Annotated in this window: 21 protein-coding genes; 10 read left to right on the plus strand and 11 right to left on the minus strand. The window is 64.3% G+C overall.

Annotation, left to right across the window (positions count from 1 at the left end):
• The first annotated feature begins 535 nt into the window (after positions 1-535).
• The 5 genes from dnaA to ACZ5WT_RS06915 all read left to right on the plus strand — a co-directional run bounded on the left by dnaA (position 536) and on the right by ACZ5WT_RS06915 (position 8,493).
• Entirely contained in the window at positions 536-1,993 is a 1,458-nt protein-coding gene (gene dnaA / locus ACZ5WT_RS06895; protein ID WP_464286633.1) for a chromosomal replication initiator protein DnaA, read from the plus strand.
• Between the two features lie 157 nt (positions 1,994-2,150).
• Complete coding sequence (gene dnaN / locus ACZ5WT_RS06900) at positions 2,151-3,272, plus strand: DNA polymerase III subunit beta (protein ID WP_464286634.1); 1,122 nt, start codon at positions 2,151-2,153, stop codon at positions 3,270-3,272.
• Positions 3,273-3,417: 145 nt separating this feature from the next.
• Complete coding sequence (recF, locus tag ACZ5WT_RS06905) at positions 3,418-4,527, plus strand: DNA replication/repair protein RecF (protein ID WP_464286635.1); 1,110 nt, start codon at positions 3,418-3,420, stop codon at positions 4,525-4,527.
• A 102-nt stretch (positions 4,528-4,629) separates the two neighbouring features.
• Positions 4,630-7,083: a DNA topoisomerase (ATP-hydrolyzing) subunit B gene (gyrB, locus tag ACZ5WT_RS06910; protein ID WP_464286636.1), complete on the plus strand. Its 2,454-nt coding sequence runs from the start codon at positions 4,630-4,632 to the stop codon at positions 7,081-7,083.
• 387 nt (positions 7,084-7,470) lie between these two features.
• Positions 7,471-8,493 carry an LLM class flavin-dependent oxidoreductase gene (locus ACZ5WT_RS06915; protein WP_464286637.1) on the plus strand — a complete coding sequence of 341 codons (1,023 nt, stop codon included), beginning with the start codon at positions 7,471-7,473 and terminating at the stop codon, positions 8,491-8,493.
• A 61-nt stretch (positions 8,494-8,554) separates the two neighbouring features.
• Here the strand turns inward: ACZ5WT_RS06915 and ACZ5WT_RS06920 are convergent, their stop codons facing one another.
• The gene (locus tag ACZ5WT_RS06920; RefSeq protein ID WP_464286638.1) at positions 8,555-9,091 is read right to left on the minus strand and encodes a hypothetical protein; all 537 of its coding nucleotides are present in this window, start codon (positions 9,089-9,091) and stop codon (positions 8,555-8,557) included.
• Between the two features lie 296 nt (positions 9,092-9,387).
• Between ACZ5WT_RS06920 and ACZ5WT_RS06925 the strand changes: the two genes are divergently transcribed.
• Entirely contained in the window at positions 9,388-12,036 is a 2,649-nt protein-coding gene (locus ACZ5WT_RS06925; protein WP_464286639.1) for a transglycosylase domain-containing protein, read from the plus strand.
• 159 nt (positions 12,037-12,195) lie between these two features.
• Here ACZ5WT_RS06925 and ACZ5WT_RS06930 read toward each other — a convergent pair whose 3' ends face one another.
• Positions 12,196-12,933, minus strand: coding sequence for a M48 family metallopeptidase (locus ACZ5WT_RS06930; protein WP_464286640.1), 738 nt, complete (start codon positions 12,931-12,933; stop codon positions 12,196-12,198).
• A gap of 306 nt (positions 12,934-13,239) precedes the next feature.
• Complete coding sequence (locus tag ACZ5WT_RS06935; protein ID WP_464286641.1) at positions 13,240-13,728, minus strand: DUF2852 domain-containing protein; 489 nt, start codon at positions 13,726-13,728, stop codon at positions 13,240-13,242.
• 144 nt (positions 13,729-13,872) lie between these two features.
• On the opposite strand from ACZ5WT_RS06935, the gene ACZ5WT_RS06940 reads away from it, so the two are divergent.
• Both ACZ5WT_RS06940 and ACZ5WT_RS06945 read left to right on the plus strand, forming a co-directional pair.
• Entirely contained in the window at positions 13,873-15,192 is a 1,320-nt protein-coding gene (locus ACZ5WT_RS06940) for an ActS/PrrB/RegB family redox-sensitive histidine kinase (RefSeq protein WP_464286642.1), read from the plus strand.
• 96 nt (positions 15,193-15,288) lie between these two features.
• Entirely contained in the window at positions 15,289-15,840 is a 552-nt protein-coding gene (locus ACZ5WT_RS06945; protein WP_464286643.1) for an ActR/PrrA/RegA family redox response regulator transcription factor, read from the plus strand.
• A gap of 1 nt (position 15,841) precedes the next feature.
• On the opposite strand, the gene ACZ5WT_RS06950 is transcribed toward ACZ5WT_RS06945, so the two are convergent.
• Complete coding sequence (locus tag ACZ5WT_RS06950) at positions 15,842-16,192, minus strand: DUF1428 domain-containing protein (RefSeq protein ID WP_464286644.1); 351 nt, start codon at positions 16,190-16,192, stop codon at positions 15,842-15,844.
• A gap of 114 nt (positions 16,193-16,306) precedes the next feature.
• Here ACZ5WT_RS06950 and ACZ5WT_RS06955 point away from each other — a divergent pair, with 114 nt between their 5' ends.
• Positions 16,307-17,959, plus strand: a complete 1,653-nt coding sequence (locus ACZ5WT_RS06955) for an MBL fold metallo-hydrolase RNA specificity domain-containing protein (RefSeq protein ID WP_464286645.1) — start codon at positions 16,307-16,309, stop codon at positions 17,957-17,959.
• Positions 17,960-17,967: 8 nt separating this feature from the next.
• Here ACZ5WT_RS06955 and ACZ5WT_RS06960 read toward each other — a convergent pair whose 3' ends face one another.
• The 6 genes from ACZ5WT_RS06960 to ACZ5WT_RS06985 all read right to left on the minus strand — a co-directional run bounded on the left by ACZ5WT_RS06960 (position 17,968) and on the right by ACZ5WT_RS06985 (position 23,089).
• On the minus strand, positions 17,968-19,116 hold the full coding sequence (locus ACZ5WT_RS06960; RefSeq protein WP_464286646.1) for an MFS transporter: 1,149 nt from the start codon (positions 19,114-19,116) through the stop codon (positions 17,968-17,970).
• Positions 19,113-19,577, minus strand: coding sequence for an MmcB family DNA repair protein (locus tag ACZ5WT_RS06965; RefSeq protein ID WP_464286647.1), 465 nt, complete (start codon positions 19,575-19,577; stop codon positions 19,113-19,115). Before ACZ5WT_RS06965 ends, ACZ5WT_RS06960 begins: the two co-directional genes overlap by 4 nt.
• Positions 19,570-20,754, minus strand: coding sequence for an MFS transporter (locus tag ACZ5WT_RS06970; RefSeq protein ID WP_464287162.1), 1,185 nt, complete (start codon positions 20,752-20,754; stop codon positions 19,570-19,572). The genes ACZ5WT_RS06965 and ACZ5WT_RS06970 overlap by 8 nt, the downstream gene beginning before the upstream one ends.
• The gene (locus ACZ5WT_RS06975) at positions 20,754-21,926 is read right to left on the minus strand and encodes an MFS transporter (RefSeq protein WP_464286648.1); all 1,173 of its coding nucleotides are present in this window, start codon (positions 21,924-21,926) and stop codon (positions 20,754-20,756) included. Before ACZ5WT_RS06975 ends, ACZ5WT_RS06970 begins: the two co-directional genes overlap by 1 nt.
• A 122-nt stretch (positions 21,927-22,048) precedes the next feature.
• Entirely contained in the window at positions 22,049-22,606 is a 558-nt protein-coding gene (locus ACZ5WT_RS06980) for a hypothetical protein (protein ID WP_464286649.1), read from the minus strand.
• Between the two features lie 129 nt (positions 22,607-22,735).
• Positions 22,736-23,089 carry a septal ring lytic transglycosylase RlpA family protein gene (locus tag ACZ5WT_RS06985; RefSeq protein ID WP_464286650.1) on the minus strand — a complete coding sequence of 118 codons (354 nt, stop codon included), beginning with the start codon at positions 23,087-23,089 and terminating at the stop codon, positions 22,736-22,738.
• A gap of 438 nt (positions 23,090-23,527) precedes the next feature.
• Here ACZ5WT_RS06985 and ACZ5WT_RS06990 point away from each other — a divergent pair, with 438 nt between their 5' ends.
• Positions 23,528-23,914 (plus strand): VOC family protein, encoded by a 387-nt coding sequence (locus ACZ5WT_RS06990; protein WP_464286651.1) that lies wholly within the window; start codon positions 23,528-23,530, stop codon positions 23,912-23,914.
• On the opposite strand, the gene ACZ5WT_RS06995 is transcribed toward ACZ5WT_RS06990, so the two are convergent.
• Positions 23,911-24,540 (minus strand): TetR family transcriptional regulator C-terminal domain-containing protein, encoded by a 630-nt coding sequence (locus ACZ5WT_RS06995; RefSeq protein ID WP_464286652.1) that lies wholly within the window; start codon positions 24,538-24,540, stop codon positions 23,911-23,913. The genes ACZ5WT_RS06990 and ACZ5WT_RS06995 overlap by 4 nt on opposite strands.
• Positions 24,541-24,677: the final 137 nt, after the last annotated feature.

Here is a 24,677-nt window from a genome sequence, read left to right on the forward strand (position 1 = left end):
CCCCCATTTTGCAGATTCCACGGTTGCGGCACCAAAAGCCTGCCTCTAAAGTGATCTGGCTAGCTTGGAAACGGACACCAGCAAAGAGTGTCCAGCAGGGCTGGTCGGGTCGTTTCGGGGCGTTGATATTAACATATCGGCATTACTGCCGAAGAGTTTTTGAAACCGGTATGGGTCGTGTTGGCGGCGTGTTTGGCGGCCAGTCTGATCGAGACTGGCGGGGTTCAGTAAGCCTTCGGTCGAGTGAGACCGGGTTCACGACAAGTATGAGTTTGTAGCCGGCGGCTTGCCGCCGGGGAGATTAACTGTGCCCGTTGCGGCGGGTGCAATGGCGAAGCTGTGGCCACAAGGAACAGGAAGTTCCGCGGTCATGGTGATCAAGAAGAAAAGCACACCGTCCGCGCTTTGCGGGCCGGACGGAACGATAGAAACGGGGCAATAAATGACGCGACAGGCAATGGCCGGAGCCGAAGGGGATGATTGGGCACAGACCAACCTCCCTTCCTCTTCAAAGATCAAAGGCGAAACTCCTGTCATGACCACGTCCGATTCCCCCGAAGGCCAGCGCGAACTGTGGAATCGCGTGCGCGCTCGCCTCAAGGCCGGTGTCGGTGAGGATGTCTTTGCCTCCTGGTTTGCCCGCCTCGAGCTCGAGGAACTCGTCGACGACGTCGTTCACCTGTCGGCGCCCACGCGCTTTCTGTGCTCCTGGGTGCAGTCCAACTATGCCGAGCGCATCCTCGAAGCCTTTCGTCAGGATGTCGAAGAGGTCGGTCGCATTCAGGTGACGCTGCGCGTCAATGGTCAGGCCCGCCCGCGCCTAGCCCCGGTCGCTGCCGAACCCGTTGCTGCCACTGAAGCCAGCAGCGCACCCGCCGCTGCACCTGCTCCCATGCCGGCCGTTGCGCCGCGCATGGGCCGCGACAATTCCGCCTCCAAGGGCGATGCCCTGGCCGGTAGCGCCATTGACCCGCGCATGACCTTTGAGACCTTCGTGGCGGGCTCCGCCAACGAAATGGCGCTCGGCGTTGCCAAACAGGTCGCTGCGGCTGCTGCCAACAACACCGTGTCCTTCAACCCGGTCTACATTCATTCCACCGTTGGCCTGGGCAAGTCGCACCTGCTCAACGCCATTGCCCACGCGGTGCAGACGGCCGATTCGACCAAGAACATCGTCTATCTGACCGCCGACCACTTCATGTACCATTTCATCACCGCCGTGCAGCGCCAGTCCGCGCTCGGCTTCAAGGAATGGCTGCGCCGGGTCGACCTGCTGCTGATCGACGACATGCAGTTCCTGCAGGGCAAATCCGCCACCGAATTCGGCCATACGCTGGGCACGCTGCTCACCGGCGCCAAGCAGGTTGTCGTGGCTGGCGATGCGCCGCCGCGCGATCTCGAAATGCTCGATGAGCGCGTCCGTTCGCGGCTCTCGGGTGGCCTTGTGGTTCCGATTTCCGGCTTCGACCTCGATCTGCGCCGCGCCATCGTGCAGCGCCGCGCCGAGCAGTCTTCGGCCCGCTACGGCATGCACTTCCCCGTGCCGGTGCTCGATTATGTTGCCCGCGCCGTGGTCAGCCATGGCCGCGACCTCGATGGCGCCGTCAATCGCCTCGTCGCTGCCAACCAGCTGACCGGTGAACTCATTACCGTCCCCCTGGCCGAAAAGACCCTGGGCGACCTGATCCGCAGCCGCGAAGCCCGCCGCGTGCGCATCGAAGACATCCTGCGCATCGTGTCGCGCCACTATAAGGTTCCGCGCAACGAACTGCTCTCGGCCCGCCGCTCGCGCGACGTCGTGCGCCCGCGCCAGATCGCCATGTTCCTGGCCAAGGCGCTGACCAGCCGTTCGCTCCCCGAAATCGGCCGCCGCTTCGGCGGACGCGATCACACCACCGTGTTGCACTCGGTGCGCAAGGTCGAGCAGATGATCAAGGACGACCTCGAACTGGCCCAGGAAATCGAGCTGCTCAAGCGCATGCTCGAAGAATAGGGCGCCCGGGCGCAACACTGGGTCGCAGTTGATATCCTGCGGCAAACAGTCCGCCCGCCCTTGCCTTTGCGTTCACAAATTGTAAATGTCCAACCCCCGGCTTGCCGGGGGTTTTGCTGCGCCGTTGCAGTCGCGTAAGTGCCAGGGAAGTTGCCGAATGAAAGTCACGCTCGAACGCAATCATCTGCTCAAGTCGCTGAGCCATGTGCACCGGGTAGTCGAGCGCCGCAATACCTACCCCATCCTGGCCAACGTGCTGTTCAAGGCCAGCGACGACCGCGTCGAACTGCGCGCCACCGACCTCGATATCGAAGTCACCGAATCCGTGCCCGCCATGGTGTCGACGCCAGGCACCACCACCGTCCCCGCCCACACGCTCTATGAAATCGTGCGCAAGCTGGCCGATGGTTCCGAAGTGCGGTTGGAAACCGATGGCGGCGAGAACATGGTCCTCACCTCCGGCCGCTCGCGCTTCAACCTTGCCTGCCTCAGCCCTGACAGCTTCCCCGACCTGAAGTCGGGCAGCTTCGGCCACGAATTCACCATGCCCGCAGCCGCGCTGCGCGAGCTGATCGAGCGGACCCAGTTCGCCATCAGCAACGAAGAGACCCGCTACTACCTCAACGGCATCTATTTCCACACCGTCGACATTTCCAATGCCGGCACCGTGCTGCGCGCCGTGGCGACCGACGGTCACCGCATGGCCCGCGCCGAGATCGAGGCGCCTGCCGGCGCCGGCGGCATGCCCGGCATCATCGTGCCCAAGAAGACCGTGGGCGAAGTCCAGAAGCTGCTCGATGGCGCCGAAGGCGACGTCACGGTGGAAGTCTCCGAGACCAAGATCCGCTTCACCGTCGGCACGGTCGTGCTGCTCTCCAAGCTGATCGAGGGCACCTTCCCCGATTACGACCGCGTGACGCCGAAGAACAACGACAAGCAGATGAATGTCGATCGCGCCAGCTTCGCCATCGCCGTCGATCGCGTCTCCACCATTGCCTCCGATCGCGGCGGCAAGGCGGTGAAGCTCCACGCCACCAATGGCCTGCTCGAGCTCTCGGTCACCAATCCCGATCACGGCACGGCCAGCGAAGAGCTGCCGGTCGAGTTCGAGACCGATGGCTTCGAGATCGGCTTCAACGCCCGGTACCTGCTCGACATCATCGGCCAGATCCGCTCGGAAAGCGCCGTGTTCATGTTCAACGACGCCGGCTCGCCGACCCTGGTGCGCGACGAAGGCGAAACCCGCGCGCTCTACGTCCTGATGCCGATGCGGGTGTAAGGGCCTCCTTGCACGCCACCAACTCGATCGTCACCCTCGGGCCTGACCCGAGGGTCCTGTACTTCCTTCGGGTCATCGCAAAGCCCCTCGGGTCCAGCCCGAGGGCGGCGCGCGGTGGATTTGGCGAAAGGGCGGGATACTGACCATGCGCTATCTCTCGCGCCTGCGCCTCACCGCCTTCCGCAACTATGCGGCGGCGGCGCTCGATCTGGATTCCCGCCACGTCGTGCTGACCGGCCCCAATGGCGCCGGCAAGACCAACCTGCTCGAGGCCATTTCGGTGCTTTCTCCTGGGCGCGGCCTGCGCGGAGCGAGCTTTGACACCCTGCATGCCCATGGCAGCGACGCCAGCTGGGCGGTTGCCGCGACCGTCGAGACCGATAATGGCCCCGCCGATATCGGCACCGGCGCTAGCCCCGATGGCGGAAGGCGCGTGCGCATCAATGGCGCCAATGCCCGCTCCATCGAGGCGATGAGCGACTATCTGCGCGTGCTCTGGCTCACCCCGGCCATGGATGGTCTGTTCTCGGGCCCGGCCAGCGACCGCCGGCGGTTTCTCGACCGGCTGGTGACCACGCTCATTCCCTCCCATTCCGCCTCGGTCAGCGACTATGAAAAGGCCATGCGCCAGCGCAATCGCCTGCTTGAGGATGGCGGCGATGCCCATTGGCTCAATGCCATCGAGGCGCAGATGGCCGAATTCGGTGCGTCGATCCACCTGGCCCGCGCCGATAGCCTGAGCCACCTGCAGGCGCTGATCGAGCAGAGCCTCGACGACGAGAGCTTTCCCGCCGCCCATCTCGCCCTGACACCGCTGTTCGAGGGTGGCGGCGAGCCCGCATCCTCGGCAGACCTCGAAACGGCCCTGGCAGAGGCCTGGCGGACCTCGCGCGGGGTTGATCGCGCCGCCGGACGCACCATATCAGGACCACACCGCGTCGATCTCGAAGTGACCTATGCGCAAAAGGCCATGCCGGCCGCGCTGGGCTCTACCGGCGAGCAGAAGGCCCTGCTGATCGGGCTCATCCTGGCTCATGCCCGTCTGGTGCAGCTGCGGACCGCCATTACCCCGTTTCTGCTGCTCGACGAAATCGCCGCCCATCTCGATCCCGACCGTCGCCGGGCGCTGTTTCAGGCACTCGACGGGCTGGGAACGCAGTGCTTTCTGACCGGTACCGACCGCCTCCTGTTCGAGGCGCTTGGCGAGCGGGCCCAGACCATCACCGTACGCGACGGGCGCCTCACCAAAGACTAGGCCGCCATCCCCGGCTATCGCCCCGAAAACGGCCATTTTGCTTGGGGATATACCCCCGTTCCGCTAGAACTAAAACACTCTGAAATGACTGATTCGGACCCCATGACCGATAGCGAAAATTCCGTTCCCAATGAATACGGCGCCGACAGCATCAAGGTGCTCAAGGGCCTCGATGCGGTGCGCAAGCGCCCCGGCATGTATATCGGCGATACGGATGACGGGTCGGGCCTGCATCACATGGTCTACGAAGTCGTCGACAATGCCATCGACGAGGCCTTGGCCGGTCACGCCGACCTGGTGACGGTGCAGCTCAATGCCGATGGCTCGGTCACGGTCATCGACAATGGCCGCGGCATTCCCACCGGCATCCACAAGGAAGAAGGCATTTCGGCTGCCGAGGTCATCATGACCCAGCTGCATGCCGGCGGTAAGTTCGACCAGAATTCCTACAAGGTCTCCGGCGGCCTGCATGGTGTGGGCGTTTCGGTGGTGAACGCGCTCAGCCAGTGGCTCAAGCTCGAAATCCGCCGCGATGGCGGCATTTTCGAAATGAGCTTCACCCATGGCGAGGCCGACGCTCCCCTCAAGCAGACCGGCACCTACGAAGACAACAAGCAGCCGGGCACCTATGAGGGCCGCAGCGGCAGCGCCATCAGCTTTCTGCCTTCCGCCGAAACCTTCACCATGGTGGAGTTCGATTTCAAGACGCTGGAGCACCGCCTGCGCGAGCTCGCTTTCCTGAATTCGGGCGTGCATATCCTGCTCAACGACCTGCGCCACCCCGAGCCGGTGTCGATCGACCTGTTCTACGAGGGTGGCCTCGAAGCCTTCGTCAAATATCTCGACAAGTCCAAGGCGCCGGTCATCGAACGGCCGATCACCATGATCAGCGAGAAGGACGGCATCACCGTCGAAGTCGCGCTGCAGTGGAACGACAGCTACCACGAAAACGTGCTCTGCTTTACCAACAACATCCCCCAGCGCGACGGCGGTACTCACCTGGCCGGTCTGCGCGGGGCGTTGACGCGCCAGGTCACCGGCTATGCCGAAAGCTCGGGCATTTCCAAGAAGGAAAAGGTGACGCTGACCGGCGACGACACGCGTGAAGGCCTCACCTGCGTGCTCTCGGTCAAGGTGCCCGATCCCAAGTTCAGCTCGCAGACCAAGGACAAGCTGGTCTCCTCCGAAGTGCGCCCCGTTGTCGAAAACATCGTCAACGAGAAGCTCGGCCAGTGGTTCGAAGAACACCCCGCCGAAGCCAAGGTGATCGTCGGCAAGGTGGCCGAAGCCGCCGCCGCCCGCGAGGCCGCCCGCAAGGCGCGCGAACTGACCCGCCGCAAGGGCGCGCTGGAAATCTCCTCGCTCCCCGGCAAGCTCGCCGATTGCCAGGAACGCGATCCCGCCAAGTCCGAAATCTTCATCGTGGAAGGTGACTCGGCAGGTGGTTCGGCCAAGCAGGGGCGTGATCGCTCCAATCAGGCCGTGCTGCCGCTGCGCGGCAAGATCCTCAACGTGGAGCGCGCCCGCTTTGACCGCATGATCTCCTCCGATCAGGTCGGCACGCTGATCACGGCTTTGGGCACCGGCATTGGCCGCGAAGAGTTCAACGCCGACAAGCTGCGCTACCACAAGATCATCATCATGACCGACGCCGACGTGGACGGCGCCCATATTCGTACGCTCCTGCTGACCTTCTTCTACCGTCAGACCCCCGAGCTCATCGAACGCGGTCACATCTACATCGCCCAGCCCCCGCTGTATAAGGCGACGCGCGGCCGTTCCGAGCAGTACCTCAAGGACGAGGACGCCCTGAACGACTACCTGATCGAGGCGGGCCTGGACGAAGCCGTGCTCAAGACCCGCGACGGCGTGGAGCATGCCGGCACCGACCTGTTCGGCATCGTCCAGCAGGCGCGCAGCATCGTGGGTGCCATCGACAATCTCAACACCCGCTACAATCGCAGTCTCGTCGAACAGGCCGCGATCGTCGGGGGTCTCGATCCCGAGGGCCTCGTTGATCCCGCTCGCGTCGAAGGCACCATGAACCGCATTGCCGGTCGTCTCGATCGCATTTCCGACGAGCTGGAACGCGGCTGGTCGGGCGCCGTCACCGACGAGGATGGCCTGGCCTTCTCGCGCACCGTGCGCGGCGTCACCGAAACCCACCAGCTCGACAAGCCGCTGCTGCAGAGCGCCGATGCGCGCAAGCTGCGTCAGCTGGCCGATCGTCTCGACGAAATCTACGGCGGCGTGCCGACGCTCACCCGCAAGAGCGACGTTATCCCGATCCATGGTCCCGGCTCTCTGTTCAAGGCCGTCACCGATGCCGGCCGCAAGGGCGTCTCGCTGCAGCGCTACAAGGGTCTGGGCGAAATGAACGCGTCCCAGCTCTGGGAAACCACGCTCGACCCCAATGCGCGCACTCTGCTCAAGGTCGAGATCAACCAGAGCGACGAAGCCGACGAAATCTTCACCGCCCTCATGGGCGACCTCGTCGAACCCCGCCGCGACTTCATCCAGGACAACGCCCTCAGCGTCAGCAACCTGGACGTCTAACCGGAGCGCCAGACACGATCAAAATCCCCGCGAAAGCGGAGATTTTTTTGCCCTCCCCACCGGCCCCCTCCCTCCCCCTTTGTGGGGAGGGAAAGCGAGATAGGACTTAGCCCTTGCTAAGTCCGTCCATCGAGCCGGGTGGGGGTATCTCTCCGCGCGTCCGGTGCCCGTACCACCCCCACCCTTTATCCCTCCCCACAAGGGGGAGGGAGCCGACTGAGCGCTTTGCGTAGTGTGTGGCGGGCCTGCCTAGCCTCCCCACCGCGTCGCCCCTCCAAGGCGCGAGCCCCCTTCGTTCATCCACCCGAACAATCCGTTCCCGCTATCCGCCTTTTTCTGCCACTGTGGGCGGCATAACTAAGCTGCATCGCAACAGCAGGTGCCCCAATGAAAAAGATCGGTTTTCTCTCCTTCGGCCACTGGACGCCGTCGCCCCAGTCGCAGACCCGTACTGCGGGCGATGCCCTGCTGCAGTCGATCGACCTGGCCGTGGCGGCCGAGGAACTGGGTGCCGATGGCGCCTATTTCCGCGTGCATCACTTTGCCCGCCAGCTCGCCTCGCCCTTCCCCCTGCTCGCGGCCATTGGCGCCAAGACCAGCAAGATCGAGATCGGCACCGCCGTCATCGACATGCGCTACGAGAACCCGCTCTACATGGCCGAGGATGCCGGCGCAGCCGACCTCATCGCTGGCGGCCGCCTGCAACTGGGCATCAGCCGCGGCTCGCCCGAGCAGGTGATCGATGGCTTCCGCTATTTCGGCTATGCCCCCCAGGACGGCAAGACCGATGCCGACATGGCGCGCAGCCAGACCGAGGTGCTGCTCGAAGTGCTTAAGGGCCATGGCTTTGCCCAGCCTAATCCGCGCCCGATGTTCCCCAACCCGCCCGGCATGCTGCGCATCGAACCCTATTCCGAGGGCCTGCGCGAGCGCATCTGGTGGGGCGCGGCAACCGATGCGACCGCCGTCTGGGCGGCCAAGCTCGGCATGCATCTGCAGAGCTCGACGCTGAAGTTCGACGAGAGCGGCAAGCCGTTCCACATCCAGCAGGCCGAGCAGATTCGCGCCTATCGTGCCGCCTGGAAGGAGGCCGGCCACACCCGCGAGCCACGCGTCTCGGTGAGCCGCTCCATCTTCGCCCTGGTCAATGACATGGACCGGGCCTATTTCGGCGGCGGCGGCCGCGAGGAAGACAGCTTTGGCTACATCGAACCGGAAAAGCGCGCCGTGTTCGGCCGCGGCTATGCCGCCGAGCCCGAGCAGCTGATCAAGGAACTGGCGGCCGACGAAGCCATCGCCGAAGCCGATACCCTGCTGCTCACCGTGCCTAACCAGCTCGGCGTCGCCTACAATGCCCACGTCATCGAGACGATCCTCAAACAGGTCGCCCCGGCTCTCGGCTGGCGCTGAACCTGGACTCTCAGTCGACTCCCTCCCCCTGTGGGGAGGGATCAAGGGTGGGGGCCAGGCGCTAGTCTGGCAGCCGGAACCCCGACTGCTCACACCCATTGGCCCGCCAATAGGCCTCTACCGGCGTATGCCGCCCCTTTGCCGCCGCTTCGATGCTGGCGGCAAAGGCCATGGCGCGGCACTCGTTGCTGCCGGCCACCACATGCACCATTTCGTGAAGGATGGTGAGGGACCGCAGGTCATCGGCGCCCGGCAGGAAGAATTGCGGACAAAACACCATGGTCAGTTTTCCCTGTTCGGGAGGCAGGCGCACGAAGGCGGCATAGCGCCCGCATGAGCCGGTGGCCTTGGCGCGAATCTCGGTCGCCAGCTGCACCTTCTGCCCCCAGTGCCGGGCAGTGAACCGCTGCAGCGTCAGGGCATCGCGATAGGCGGAAACCTCGACATCCCAGGCGTTTCCGCCCAGCGCGGGCAGGGCGGTCTCGAAACTGTCGATCGCATCGCGCCACGCCCGCTCGAGCGTTTTCTGGTCATTGCCAAGGGCCGGGCCGGCCAGCAGCGCAATGAGGATGGCGAGGAAAAGGGAAAGTCTGGGCAAGGGCAGGTCCTGAAATAACGGGCGCAGCTAAACTGGTTCGACTGGGCCTGACAATGCTGTGGTGCCCACGCAACACCGGTAGACCCACCGGAATACTCCACATAAACCGGCCACAATTGCCGCGGAGAAGGGAACTGCACGCGCACAGCAAGAAATCCGCACGAAAACTACCAGCATGCTGCAAGCGTGCGCGTTGACAGGGATCAGCCTTAACCCTGCGCTAACCTCTTGTTTCCCCGCCGGAATAAACAAGATAGAAAGCGAGCAAAAGGCACCAGCTTCTCAAGGTCTGCTTGATGGATTTTCGCATTTCCCCCGACGATCGCGTTGGCAATCAATCGGCCAAGGGCAAGGCGCCCAAAAGCCGGGCGAGCGGCGGCAAGGGGCAGCGTGTCGAGCCGACAATGGGCCATTCCCTGGGCGTTTTCGTCGATGACGAGCGCTCTGGCGGCGCTGCGCCGGCCGGCGGCGGCAAGCCACCCAAGGCTCCTAAGCGCGGCAAGGCCCGACCGGCAAAACCGGCCCGCGCCAAAAAGCGCTCGCGCACCGGCGGCTTCCTCATGGGGCTGCTGTGGTGGGGTTTTGTGGCCTGCCTCTGGGGCGGCATCGCGGCCATCGGCGTCGTCGTCTACTATGGCGCCCAGCTTCCATCGGCCAATACCTGGGCCATTCCCGACCGTCCGCCCAATATCCGCATCCTGGCGGCCGACGGCAGCCTGATCTCCAATCGCGGCCAGACCGGCGGCGAAGCGGTGACCTATCGCGAACTGCCCTATTATGTTCCCGCGGCGATCATTTCGAGCGAAGACCGCCGTTTCATGAGCCATTTCGGCGTCGACCCGGTGGGTCTGCTCGCCGTGGCGGTGGAGTCGATCCAGGCGCGCGGCGTGACCCGCGGCGCCTCGACCATCACCCAGCAGGTGGCAAAGAACCTCTTCCTCACCCCCGACCAGACCCTGGGCCGCAAGGTGCAGGAAGCCATTCTGGCCGTCTGGCTGGAGCAGAACTACACCAAGGAAGAAATCCTCGAACTCTATATGAACCGCGTCTATTTCGGCGCCGGGGCAACCGGTATCGAGGCGGCAGCGCAGACCTATTTCGGCGTTTCGGCGCGCAATCTCTCGCTTGGCCAGGCCGCGATGCTGGCCGGTATCCTGCCCGCCCCTTCGGCCTATAATCCCAAGAGCAATCCGGAACGCGCCATCGAGCGGCAGCGCCTGACGCTCAATTCCATGGCACAGGAAGGCTATATCACCGCCGAGGAAGCTGCGGCCGCGCGCATCAATCCCGACCAGACCGTGCGCACCCGCGTTGCCGGTTCGGAAGACTATGTCGCCGACTGGGTCGAGAGCCTGATGACCGCCTATATCGGCGAGATCGAAAGCGACGTGGTGGTGCAGACCACCATCGACTGGAAGATGCAGAAGGACGCCGAGTTCATCGTCAAGGAAATGGTGGCCTCCGAGGGTCCCAAGCGCGGCTTCAGCCAAGGCGCTCTGGTGGCCATGGACGTGAACGGCGCCGTGCGCGCCATGGTCGGCGGCGTCGACTATCAGGCCAGCCAGTATAACCGCGCCGTCACGGCCAAGCGCCAGCCCGGCTCGGCCTTCAAGCCCTTTGTCTATATGGCGGCGATGGAAAAGGGCTATACGCCCGACACTTTGGCCGAGGACGCCCAGTTCGACTATAACGGCTGGAGCCCGCGCAACGCCTCGCGCAAATATGCCGGGACCGTGACCCTGCGTCAGGGCCTTGCCTATTCGCTCAACACCATCTCGGCGCGCCTCGCCATCGACGTCACGCCGCAGGCCGTGATCGACGTGGCGAGCCGCATGGGCATTTCGTCCCCGCTCACCGCCGTGCCGTCCATTGCCTTGGGCACGCAGGAAGTGAACCTGCTGGAACTGACCAGCGCCTATGTGCCCTTCGCCAATGGCGGTTTTGGCACCATTCCCAATGTCATCACCCGCATCGAGGCCAAGGACGGCAAAGTCCTCTATGAGGCGTCCGACGCCGGCCCGGGCCGCGTGGTTGCGCCCAACATCCTGGCCGAGATGAACGACATGCTCACCACGGCCGTGGAAGTGGGTACGGGCAAGGGCGCCAATCTCAATGGCTGGCCGATCGCCGGCAAGACCGGCACGACCAACGATTCCAAGGACGCTCTGTTTGTCGGCTACACCTCACGCATGGTGACTGGCGTATGGCTGGGCAATGACGATGCGACCAAGACCAGCCTGTCGGGCGGCAACGTGCCGGCGGCCATCTGGTCGCAGTTCATGACCAAGGCGCATGCCGGCCTGACGCCGTCGCCGATTCCGGGCGGCACCTATGAAGGCCAGCTGGTCGCCCAGCCGGTCATCGATCCGGCCACGGGCCTTGTGGCGATCGATCCGGCGACCGGACAAGCCATGCAGCAATATGTCGATGCCGGCACCGGCCAGCCGGTGCAGACCACGACCGACCCCGCCACCGGCCAGCTGCTGCGCTTTGACGCGACCACCGGCGAGTATGTTCCGGCCAATGCCATGGCAACGCCCAACCAGCCGATCCAGACCGGCCAGATGGTCGATGGAGCGACGGGCCTGCCAGCCGGCGGCGTGATCGTCGATGAGTTCGGCAACCAGATCGATCCGACCACCGGCCTGCCGGTTGGGCAGGTTGAGGGCGGCGGCCAGGCCATCGATCCGGTGACCGGCTTTGCGCTGCAGCCCCAGACCAATGGCGTCGGCGAGGCGCCGATCGACCCCAATACCGGCCTGCCGATGATGCTGGTGGTTGATCCGGCAACGGGCCAGCAGGTGTGGGTGCCCAGCGCCCCGGCTACGCAGGGTCAGCCTCAGCAGATCCAGCCGCCGACCGCCATCGGACAGCCGGTGCCGATCACCAATGAGCGCAGCCAGCGCACCCTGATGGACCTGATCTTCGGTAGCCAGCAGAACTAGGGGGCGGCTTCTGCCCCTCCGCTAAGCGGACATGTCGCCTACCCACAATCGCTGCCCCCGGACCAGATCCGGGGGCCTTTTGCATTTGTGCCATGCAGTGGAGACCCGCGGAGCAAGTCCGCGGGCCGCGCCGGTGGGGAGGCGGTGTCGTGGGAAGGCTTAACCGCCGTGTGCCATTAACTGGCGGCCATGGGCCTTGAGCCAGGCGCGGCCTTTTTCCATCTCGGGCAGGGTGCGTTGCACGGTCGCCCAGAAGGCGGCGGAATGGTTCATCTCGACCAGATGCGCCACTTCATGGGCGGCGACATAGTCGAGCACGAAGGGCGGGGCCATCACCAGCCGCCAGTTGTAGTTGATATTGCCTGATGATGAGCACGAGCCCCAGCGGCTCGACTGGCTGCGCATCTTGACCGACCGGACGGTAACCCCCAGCCGCTCGGCGTGGACGGCGGTGCGTAGCACGAGGTCGGCCAGCGCTTCGTCCTTGAGCCAGTCATTGAGGCGGCGCGCCTGGTGGGCGGGTTCGCCCGGCACCAACAGCAGCTTCTCGCCATCCTCTTCGGCGATCTCCACCCGGCCGCGGATCCGGCCGGTGCCGACGATGCGGTGATCGATTCCGCGCAGGGGAATGACCCCGCCATCGGAAAAGCTGGTGGCCTGCGGCGCCCGGTGCAGGCGTGCTGCCAGCCAGTTGACGTGACGCAGCAGGAAGGCCTCGGCCTCGCGCCACTTGCCATGCGGCGGCAGCGTCAGCAGGGGGCCGCCACTATTGGGGATCGACAGCCGATAGGAACGCGCCCGCGCATTGACGCGCACCGTGACGACAACCGGCGCCCCATCGATGTCGATCGTGGTCGAGGTTGGCAGCTTGGGCGTGTTGCGGAAGAACAGGTTCATTGGCTCTCGGGAATCGCTGGGGCGATGATAACCGGATTCGCGCGCCATGCCTTCCCATCCTCAATCACGTCTTTTGCCACGACGTCCTCCCATCCACGGTCGCTGCCCGCGGACTTGAGCCGCGGGCCTCTCGTCGCGCCCACCGCGTTAATCCCTGGCCCACGGATCAAGTCCGTGGGCAGCGCCGGTGGGTGTGGATTGGGTGGGTAGTCGGCGGATGCAAAAACAAAAATGGCGCCCCGGAGGAGGGGGCGCCAGTTCAGTCGTTGGGAACGACCGGCTTCAGGAGGAGGTCAGTGGGCCAGATCAGGTATTGGTCCAGCCGGAATTGTTGTCGCCATTGTCTGGCTTGGAGTCATTGCGGGGTTCGCCATAACCCTGGCGCGAGCCACGGCGTTCATTCATGAAGCGATCGAACTCTTCGCGATCCTTGGCCTTGTTGAGGTTGGCCATGTATTCGTGGAAGGCTTCGATCTCGGCGTCGAGCCGGGCGCGTTCCTCGTCGAGGCGGCGCAGCTGTTCGGCGCGGTAGTCGTCAAAGGCTGCATTGCCGCTCGAGTTCATGCCGTAGCTCCGATGGTTGGTCCAGTTGTGGTGATTGCCCTTGTTGGACGAGCACCAGGCTTTGCCCTTGTTCCAGTAGGCCTGCGCCTTTTCGGGCGACCCGCCGAACTTCTCACCCCACAGGATGTAACCGAGCACGGCCAGGCCGATCGGCCAGAACAGGATAAAGCCAAGAACCATGAGGGCGATGGTCAGTGGGGACCATTGCGGTTTGATGATTGCAGTTGTCATTTCGGTTTCACTCTCCCAGTCACGATGAGCAATACGTGGCCCCGCCTGGGGTAGGATCAATCCTGTGCCTATGGGTTTTTGACCCTTGAAATGGATGTTTGTGTCACTATGAGGCGTGCGAATCTGACCCAAAAGGGCCTCCGAATGTCCATGATTCAGGCTGATGGCCTGCCCCTTCCCTCCACCTGGCGGCCACTGCGGCTGCAAACCCTGGTCGTGCTGCGCTGGCTCGCCGTGGGCGGGCAGACTGTCGGCGTGCTGTTCGTGGCCTTTGGCCTGGGCTTTCCGCTGCCGCTATGGCCGTGCTTCGCGCTGATCGCCGTCTCCGCGGCGGTCAATGTATGGCTGGTGCTGAAGCTGGGCGGCTCGCACCGCCCCACCTCGCGTTCGACGGCCAGCCAGATCGCCTTTGACCTGCTGCAACTGGGCGGGCTGCTGGCGCTGACCGGCGGGCTGCAGAACCCGTTCTCGCTACTGCTGCTGGCGCCGGTTTCGGTCTCGGCGACGTCGCTGCCGCAGCGCTATGCCTTCCTCATCGCCCTGCTGGCGGCGGTCATCGCCTCGCTGCTGTCGGTCTGGCACCTGCCGCTGCCCTGGGACCCGACCGAGCGGATCGTCTTCAACCGCATCTATGTGATCGGCATCTGGGTCTCGATCATCTGCGGCATTGTCTTTGTCTCGGCCTATACCAATCGCGTGGCGCATGACGCCCGCCAGATCGCCGACGCGCTGGCCGCCACCGAGCTGGCTCTGTCGCGCAAGGAGCAGCTGTCGGCGCTCGACGGGCTGGCTGCCGCCGCCGCGCACGAGCTGGGCACCCCGCTCTCGACCATTGCTCTCGCCGCCAAGGAAATGCGCGCCGAGGCTCCGGCGGGCAGCGATCTGGCCGATGACGTCGAGCTGATCATCGAGCAGGCGGCGCGCTGCCGGGCCATCCTCGCCAAGCTCCGCAATCTGGGCAGCGACGGCAAGGATCCCTTTGCCACCGTGCCGTTGACCGACCTGCTCTCCGAGGTCGCCCGTCCGCATGAGGGGCGTGGCAAGGCGATCCTCTTCTACAATGAAAAGACCGATGGCCCGCCCCCGATGTTCCGGCGCGGCGTGGGCCTGCTCTATGGGCTGGGCAATCTCATCGAGAATGCCACCGACTTTGCGCGCAGCACGGTGCGGGTCGAGGCGGAATGGGACCTGACCACGGTGACGGTTTCGATCACCGACGATGGCCCCGGCTTCGCCCCCGAGCTGATTGCGCGGCTGGGCGAGCCCTATCTCACCAGCCGTCCGCGTGACGCGCATGGCCCCGACGCCAACAAGCCGGGCGGACTGGGACTGGGCGTTTTCATCGCCAAGACGCTGCTCGAACGCACCGGCGCGCGGCTGGCTTTCGAGAATATTGCCGCCACCGGCCATGCGCGCGTGCGCATCGTTTGGCCGCGCAGCGCAGTGGAGGTGGACGAGGCCTAGCCCCAGCACCGGTTTCGGCAAGAAAAATGCACCATTCAGGGCTGCTATTCGCGTGTGATCTTTGACCTTTTCCTTGCAAGCGCCTAAATGATGGCCATGAGCACCATTGAAGATCTCTTGGCCACCGACCCCAGCCTGCTGCTCGTCGATGACGACGCGGCGTTCCTGCAGCGTCTCGAGCGCGCCATGGCGCGCCGGGGTTTCGACGTGCGCGTGGCCGGTTCGGTCGCTGATGGCCTGGCCGCCGTAGGCGAGCGTCCGCCCGCCTATGCGGTGGTCGACCTGCGCCTCGAAGACGGCAATGGGCTCGAAGTGGTCTCCGCGCTGCACCAGAAGCGTCCCGACGCCCGTGCCGTGGTGCTCACGGGCTATGGCAATATCGCGACGGCCGTGACGGCGGTGAAGCTGGGTGCGGTGGACTATCTGTCCAAGCCTGCGGACGCAGACGACGTCATCAATGCGCTGCTGGCCACCGGCGAGGAAAAGCCTGAGCCTCCGGAAAACCCGATGTCGGCTGACCGGGTGCGCTGGGAGCATATCCAGCGCGTCTATGAGCTGTGCGACCGCAACGTGTCCGAGACGGCCCGCCGTCTCAACATGCACCGCCGGACGCTCCAGCGCATCCTCGCCAAGCGCGCGCCGCGCTAGGTTATTCGAGAACCATCAGCGTTTCGAACCCGCCATAGATCATGCGGGCGCCGTCGAACGGCATCTTGATGCCGGTCATGCGCGGGTCACTCATCATCTTGGCGCCGGCCGCGTCGCGGGTGGCCTTGTCCGGATATTCGATCCAGGAAAAGACGATGATCTCGTCGGGCTTGGCGGCCACGGCGCGCATGAAGTCGGTGACCTTGCCGGCGGGCACGTCGTCGCCCCAGTTTTCCACCACGCGCGTGGCGCCCCATTCCTTGAACAGGGCCGCCGACTGGCGTGCCTGCTCGATATAGGCCTGCTTGTTGGCGGCGGGTACGGCGGCGACGAAGCCATCGATATAGGGCATTTCGGTTCTCCTTTGCTGGCGACAACGCGTGCCGACGGCCGCGGTTGCGAGCCTGCTCGACAATGACGATTAGAAGGGGCTTACTCCGACAAACCGGGACAAGAGGAGTAGCGCATGCCAGTCACCCTTCACTTCCACGGCGCGGCGGGGACGGTTACCGGCTCCTGCTACCGGATTGTTCATCCCGGCGGACAGTTACTTGTTGATTGCGGTCTGTTCCAGGGCAACAAGTCGGTGCGCGACCTCAACCTCAAGCCTACGCCATTCCACCCCAAATCCATTGATTTCCTGCTGCTGACCCACGCCCATATCGACCATGCGGGGCTGCTGCCCAAACTCTATCGCGAGGGTTGGCGCGGGCCGATGTGGATGACCGAGCCGACGGCGGGCCTGCTCGAATATCTGCTGCCCGACAGCGCCGGCATCCAGGAGAGCGAGGCCGAGCGCGAGACCAAGAAGCTGGGGCGGCGCGGCGATGGACCGGCGAAGCCCCTCTATACGATGGAGGACGCCGAAGAGGCGCTGTTGCACCGTAAGACCTGCCAGTATGGCGAGTGGATCGAGCCGGGACCGGGCGTGCGGGCCCGGTACTGGAATGCCGGCCACATCATCGGCTCGGCCTCGATCGAGGTCGAGGTCCGGGATGGCGACAAGACCATCAGACTGATGTTCTCGGGCGATATCGGGCCTGACGAGAAGGTGTTCTACAACGAACCCGAGGGCCCAGCGGGCTTTGACTATATCCTCTGCGAAAGCACCTATGGCGGCCGCGAGCGCGTCGATTACACGCTGGCCGAACGCCGCGATGCCCTGGCGGCCGAGATCAACACAGCCTTGGCGCGGGGTGGCAACCTGGTCATCCCGGCCTTCGCCGTCGAGCGCAGCCAGGAATTGCTGCATGACATCGGATATCTGATCAAGACAGGCGGGATCGATCCGCGCCTGGTGTTTCTCGACAGCCCGCTGGCCAGCAAGGTCACCGGCGTCTATCGCAAATACGCCAAGATGTTCGAAGACGTTGAGCTGGGTGCCGACGAACTGTTCAACGATCCCCGTTTCCGCATCATCGAGGCGGTCGAGGAATCCAAGGCTATCAACTCCATCCGCGGCGGGGCCATTATCATCTCGGCCTCCGGCATGGCCGATGCCGGGCGCATCAAACACCACCTGCGCAACAACCTGATCCGCTCCAACGCCACCGTGCTGTTCGTGGGCTATCAGGCGCCGGGCACGTTGGGACAGGTGATTCTCTCGGGCGCGAAGGAAGTGCGCATCCATGGCACGCTGGTGCCGGTGCATGCGACCATTCGGTCGATGGGGAACTATTCGGCTCATGCCGATCATTCCGAATTGATGGCCTGGATCAGGGAGCGCCTGCCGGCGCATGGCGCGATCTTTCTCACCCATGGCGAAGACGAAGAGCGCGCCGCGCTGCGGTCTGCGCTGATGGCGACCGGGCTGGCGGGTGACCAGATCATCCTGCCGCTGCTCGATGACTATTTCGAGCTGACCTCAGTCGGTGTCGCGGCCAAGGCGCGCCCGGCCAGCCGCCGGATCGATCCGGTTCAGGTGCATTCCGATTGGCACAATGCCTTTTCCGATTTCACCATTCGGCTCAGCCAGCGCCTGCAGGCGGCGCCCGATACCGAAAAGCTCGCCATCATGCAGGCGCTTCAGGAACACCTTTCGGTTCTCGGCGCGCCGCCATCCCCCGCGCCGAGACAGACGGTGATCACGCCCGTCGAAACGCAGGGCTTTGACGAGTAGAGCCCGTGTCAGGCCTTGGGCGGCGGCGCCAGCCGTCCGGCCATCAGCCAGGTCAGCACCAGCAGCGGCAGCAGCATGGCGAAGGCGGTGCGGATGCCCAGGCCCTGGGCGACGGCGCCAATCAGTGCCGGGGCGCCGAGATTGACCAGCTGGAACACCAGTGTCGTCGCCGCGACATTCTGCGAGGCCGGCCGGTCGCCCAGCCGGGCGGCGGCCGACAGGGTCAGGGGATAGAGCACGCAGATACCCACCCCGACCAGGCCAAACCCGGCCAACGCCAGAGCAGCGTTTGGCGACAGCACCAACAGCACCATGCCCGCGATGGCGATGCTGGCCAGCGTCCGGGCCACCAGCACGGGCCCGAACCGGTCGATCCAACGATCGGCCACCAGTCGTCCCACCGCCATGGTGACTAGCAGCGCCGGCAGGGCCAGCGACTCGACCCAGGCGGCGACTTCGAAACTGTCGCGCAGATAGATGATCGACCAGGCGCGCGAGGCGCCCTCGGTCAGCGCCGCGCCCAGCCCGAACGCCACCAGACCCAATGTTGAGAGGGTTGGCCAGGCCAGCTTGCGACTGGTTTCACCGGCATGCGGACGCGGCGGCATGACCGGCATGGGCAGGACGATGATCAGGATCAGCCCGATAACCAGCGGCGAAAGCAGGCCCAGATGCAGCACTGGAGCCACATCGAGGCCGCGCAGGGCGGCACCCAGCAGCGCCGTCACCAGGAACCCGACGCTCCAGGCGCCGTGGCAGGTATTCATCACCCGCGTGCCGGTGGCCACCTCCACGCGGTCGGCTTCGACATTGATGGCGATATTGGTCAGTGAAAAGCCCATGCCGTTGAAGGCCAGGAGGCAGAACATCGCCACCGGGTTGAGCAATACGGTGATCAGCGCCGCCCCGATGGTGACGACTGGCAGAAGATACAGGATCACCCGGCGCGGCCCGAAGCGCTCGATGATCGGGCTGGCAAACAGGAACATGGCCAGCGCGCCCAGCGGCTGCCCCATCAGGGTCATCCCGAGCTGCGCCTCGTTGAGGCCCATCTGCAGCTGGATGTCGGGAATGCGCGTATGGATGGCCCCGATCGCCAGCGCGTGCACGAAAAACAGCGCCATGATGCGCAGGCGGATGGTGGTGGGGTCACTCACTTGGGGCCGGGATCCATCAGAACGTGGATGCGGTCGGCGCCAAGGCGGGCGAGCTTGAGCATCAAAGCCTTGCGGCGCGCCGGGGCCAGGGGCGTCTCGGGGCTGTCGCGCAGGATGGCCCCGTCGTGGCCATCGGCCACGATCAGGCCTTCGGTGAGCGGGAAGATCTCGGCATCGAGTTCGGGCGGCTTGGCGAAAAAGAAGCGGTCGGAAAACTCCCGGTATTCCGGCCATTTGCGGTCCACCTGAAAGTCGATGAGGCTCGACTTGATCTCGATGATCCAGATTTCGCCCTTGGGACCAACGGCCAGCACATCGGCGCGCCGTCCATTGGCCAGCGGCACTTCGGCATAGCAGGCCATGTCGTGCCGCTCGCGCAGCATGCGCATCACCCCGCGCTGTACGCGCAGGGCGGTGGCCGACTGGCGAAGATCGACGATGGGCGGCAGTTCGTCAGCCATTGGGACCCAGCGGTTCGGGCGGCAGGCCATGCGGTGCTGCCACAGTCCTTGTCCCCAGCGCAAAGCTCGCCGCCCACAGTCCGGCCAGCAGCAGCGGCAGGCAGATCAGGTAGGACATGCGGATGCCGAAATACTCCGCGACGAAGCCAAGCAGCGGCGGGGCGAGGAAGAAGACGACAAAGCTCACCTGGCCGATGGCTGCCACATTGACCGCCGCCGGACGATCCGTGCGCTGCGCCGCTGCCGAAACGGCCAGCGGATAGACCGCCGAACATCCCGCACCCATGAGCGCAAATCCGAGCAGGGCGAGTTCGGCCGTCGGGGCCGTTCCCACCAGCAGGGCGCCAAGGCTGGCCGCCATCAGCATGACCATGGCGACATTGCGCGGGCCGTAGCGGGCGACGATCGGGTCAGCCGACAGGCGCATCGCGGCCATGAAGAAGGCAAACAGCGTCAGCCCCATGCCGCCGATGAACGGCTCCACGGCAAAGACGTTGCGCATGTAGATGGCCGACCAGTCGATCCCTGCGCCTTCGACGAGAAAGGCGGCAAAGCCGATGAGGCAGAGCGGCAGCAGGCCCAGATTGGGGAAGGCGAACTTGTGCTCGCTTTGGCCTTCTGCCCGGGCCGGTTTTGGCGCCTCGGTGGCGCCGAACAGCAGGGACCCGCCCACCACCAGCACCACCAGCGCCACGATGCCCATATGCAGCCCGGCCGACAGGCCCGACTGCCTGATCATGGCGCCGAACAGCGCCGTCACGAAGAACCCGACGCTCCAGAAACCATGGGCGCGGTTCATGAAGCGCTTGCCGGTCTGCATTTCGAGCCGGTCAATCTCGACATTGAGATTGATCTCGAGCGCGCCCGACAGCAGGCCGGCCACAAACAGCACGGCGAACATGGCGGGCGCCGCCGGCAGCCATGGAATGATGGCGAACAGTACCGAGGGGCCGAGCACGGTGAACAGCGCCGTCGTCCGGAAGCCGAGCCGTTCGACCACCTGTGCCCCGAAGGTCAGGGAAATCAGCGAGCCGATGGCCATGCCGATCATGGTCAGGCCCAGCTGTCCCTCGGATATGCCCAGATGGGTCTGGATATCGGGCAGGCGCGCCATCAGCGCGCCGGTCGACACGGCAAACAGAAAAAAGCTCGCATAGATGCGGTATTGGGGGGCGATCACGAGCGGGCCTCACGCAGCGTCGGCTTTGGCGCCAGGGATGGGGCTGTGAATAGCCCCAGCAGCACCAGCGGAATGCCGACGCCGAACACCCATTGAATGCCGAAATGTTCGCCGATGAAGCCGAGCAGCGGCGGCCCGAGCAGGAATGCGGTGAAGGAGAATTGCGCCAGGGCGGCCACATTGACTGCTGCGGGGCGGTCGGTCTGCTGCGCGGCCGCGGACATGGCGAGCGGGAAGAGCGCGCTCGAGCCGATGCCGATCAGGGCAAAGCCGAGATAGGCGACCCAGGCAGCCGGCGCGAAAAAGGCCAGCAGCACGCCGATCCCCAGCACGGACAGCAGCACGCGTGCCACCATGACCGGGCTGAAGCGCTCGACAAAACCGTCGGCAAAGAAACGCGCCACGCCCTGCGAACCGGCGACGGTCGCGACGGCGAGGCCCGCCCAGAACGGCTCGGCATTGAACAGGTTGCGCATATAGATGGCCGACCAGTCGATCCCGGCGCCCTCCATCAGCATGGCCGAAATACAGACGGCGACCAGCGCCATGATGGAGAGGGTCGGCCGGGCAAAGCGCGGAGCTTCGTCGGTGCTGCTGTCGGCGCGATGCGGCGCGGGCTCGAAGCGGCCCAGCACCAGCAAGGTCGCGACCAGGGTGACCGGCACCATGATCATCAGGTGATAATGCACTTCAAGCCCGGTCTGGGCGATGAACGAGCCCACCATGCCGGCGGCGAAGAAGCCGAGGCTCCAGAAAGCGTGCGCGCGGCTCATGATGCGGCGGCCAATGGCGTGCTCGACCCGGTCGGCCTCGAGGTTGATGATGACCTCGATGGCACCGATGGTCAGCCCAACCGGCAGCAGCAGTAGAAAGAAGCCAAGCGGCGTCGTGGCCCAGCTGGCCAGCGCGTAGAGCGCCGCAAGCAGGGGAATGGCGGTGAGCAGGACGCGGCGATAGCCGATGGCCTCGACGATCCGGCCGGCAAAGGTCAGCGAGATCAGCGTCCCCACGGCCGAGCCGATCAGCGCCAGGCCGAGAGCGCCCTCGCCGACACCCATCGCGGTCTGGATATCCGGCAGACGCGGGAAGATGCTGCCCATGGAAAAGGAATAGATGAAAAACGCCCCGAACACCTTGATCTGGGGCGGCAGGTCAATGCCGAATCTCATGGCTGAAACTACTCGCAATATCAGACGCTGGAAGCTATGCGAAATCCCGGCGGCGGGAAATAGCGAGTGCAAACGATTGCTGAAGCTATTTGCAACGTTGCTTGCCGGTCACAGGTGCCGGTTCAGCCGGCCTGGGTCATGTAGAGATCGTCGCGCACCACGTTCACGCCCGTCAGCAAGTGGCGGATGATCTCGATGCGGCGGAACTGCCCGCCAATGCGGGTTTCGGCGGCGCGGCTGGGGCCGGTCACGCGGTCGCGCCGGTCCGGTCCGAAATAGCCCGGCGTTTCGTAATAGGTGAGATTCTGCCCGATCTGGCGGGCAATGCGCTCGGCCACCCGCGTCTGGGTGAAGGGCATGGTGATGACGTCATCGAAGCCCATGTTGATGCATTGGGTGATGCTCTCCATCGAGGGGCTCTCGGAGAAGTAGATCAGCGGCGAGAAGCGCACACGGCGGCTGGGGCAGAAGCGGATGGCTTCGGTAGTGCTGCGCAAGGTCTCGACATCGGCCGTCGCCGCAAACAGAAAGAAGCAGATCGGGGTCTGGTGGCATTGCTGCTCGGCCTGAACCACCCCGGCATAGGGCTGCACCGTCGCGAACGGCATCCCGCGCACCAGGTCCATCAATGCTGCGCCCGGCCCGTCCAGAGGCCCGACGACATAAGCGGCAGCCTTCATGCCCTGCCCACTCCCTGTGTTCCCGGCGCGCATGCTAGGTTCATTTTGCTAAGGTCATGCTAATCCGGCAAAAAGAAAAGGGCCACCCAATGGGTAGCCCCTTTGCAGGATCCAGTTCGAAACCAGGGATCAGAGCTGGCTGATGCAGACCGAGGTGGTACCGCGATTGCGGAAGCCCAGCTGGGTTGCTGCTTCTTTGGAGAGATCGATGATCCGGCCGCCAACAAACGGGCCACGATCGTTGATGGTTACCTGCACCTGCTTGCCGGTGCGCTGATCTTCAACAGTAACCTTGGTGCCAAATGGAAGGGAACGATGCGCCGCTGTCATGGCGTTTTCGTTGAAGGTCTGACCCGAGGCGGCTTTCTTGCCGTGGAAGCCCGGACCATACCAGGATGCGCCGCCGCACTGGGCATAGGCTGCAGTGGAGAAGGAGAGCAGTGCTGCAGCAACTGCGACGACGGAAACAGCTTTTCTAATCAACCTATCAAGCTCACTCAATTTACGATGAGCGATTGATTAAAGACCGGCCCCGGCCACATTGAGCCCAGAATCCCGGATTCCGTTCCCCTGCGACCATCTGTTACAAATTTGCGTCGCTACTTGGCCGACAACAGAGGTAGGGACTCGGCTAGACTCTTGCCATCTGTAGGAAATGAATCCACGACTCTCGCGAATCCAGCGCTGCTCTCTGTCAAGATTCCGCAGATCGCGGATTCATCTTGCGCACTGTTGCGTGACGGCTACAGTTCCCCGGTAACAGACCAATAACCCTGTTTTTGCGCTGGTTCCGGGGCTCGCGAAGGTCATTTCTCGGCGTTCCCAGCCGGAATAAGGCGCAAATGTGACAGGATTAACGCGTATTTACCGTGTTGGCGCCCGGCCGGAAGCCAACAGGGCGCTGAAACCAGGGAGGTTTCGATGACCCAGCCGACGCAACTGGCCCGGATCGGGCAGGTGTCCCGCACGGTGGCCAGCATAGATGAGTCCGTCGCCTTTTATCGCGACGTGCTGGGTCTGGCCCATCTCTACACCTATGGCGAGCTGGCCTTTTTCGACTGCGGCGGCCTGCGCCTCTACCTGCAGCAAAGTCCAAACCCGTCCGCCGAGGAGTCGGTGCTCTATTTTCAGGTGCCCGATATCACGGCTGCCCACGCCGATCTGGTCGCGCGCGGCGTCACCTTCCGCGGGGAGCCGCATCTGATCCACCGGCATGCCGACGGGCTCGAAGAGTGGATGGCCTTTTTCAACGACCCCGAAGGGCGCCCGCTTGCGCTGATGGCACAGCGCCAAAGCACACAGGGCTAGGGCGCGTTCTTTGCCTTGGGTGCGAGCCCATGCATGAACAACTGTTCGAGATAGCGCGCCGCATCCTCGAAGCGCCCCTCGCCATTGCGGTCGGGCCCGAGCACGGCACGCACCTGCACGTCGAAATCGGCATAGTGCTGGGTGGTGGCCCAGATCGAGAAGATCAGGTGGTAGGGATCGGTGCGCGACAGCTTGCCCTGATCCATCCAGCCGAGCAGAACCTTGGCCTTCTCGTCGACCAGGGTCTTGAGATCGACCTCGATCATTTCGATGATACGCGGGGCGCCCTGCAGCATTTCATTGGCAAACAGCCGGCTTTCCCGCGGGAAGTCGCGCGCCATTTCGAGCTTGCGGCGGATGTAGGAGCGGATCTCGGGGAAGGGATCGCCGGTTTCATCCATCTCGCGGAGCGGCGCCAGCCAGTTGACCAGCAATTCGGAAATCAGCCGGCGGTGAATCTCTTCCTTGCGCGGGAAATAGTAGAGCAGGTTGGGCTTGCTCATGCCGGCCACCTCGGCGATCTGGTCGATGGTGGCACCGCGAAAGCCATGCACGGCAAAGACTTCGAGCGCCGCTTCCAGGATGATGTCCTGCTTTTCGCGCTGGATACGAGTTAACGGCCGCATTTTTGCTTGCGGTTGAGCAGCCTCCTGGCCGTCAGCTTTACGCTGGCGGGGTGGCGCTGAAGTAGCCTTGGCACTTTTCACTTTGGTCGGCGGCATTTTCGCCTTGCTAGAAAGTTTTGGAGTGCTAACATTTTTCC

This window comes from Devosia sp. T2-14 (assembly GCF_055397495.1).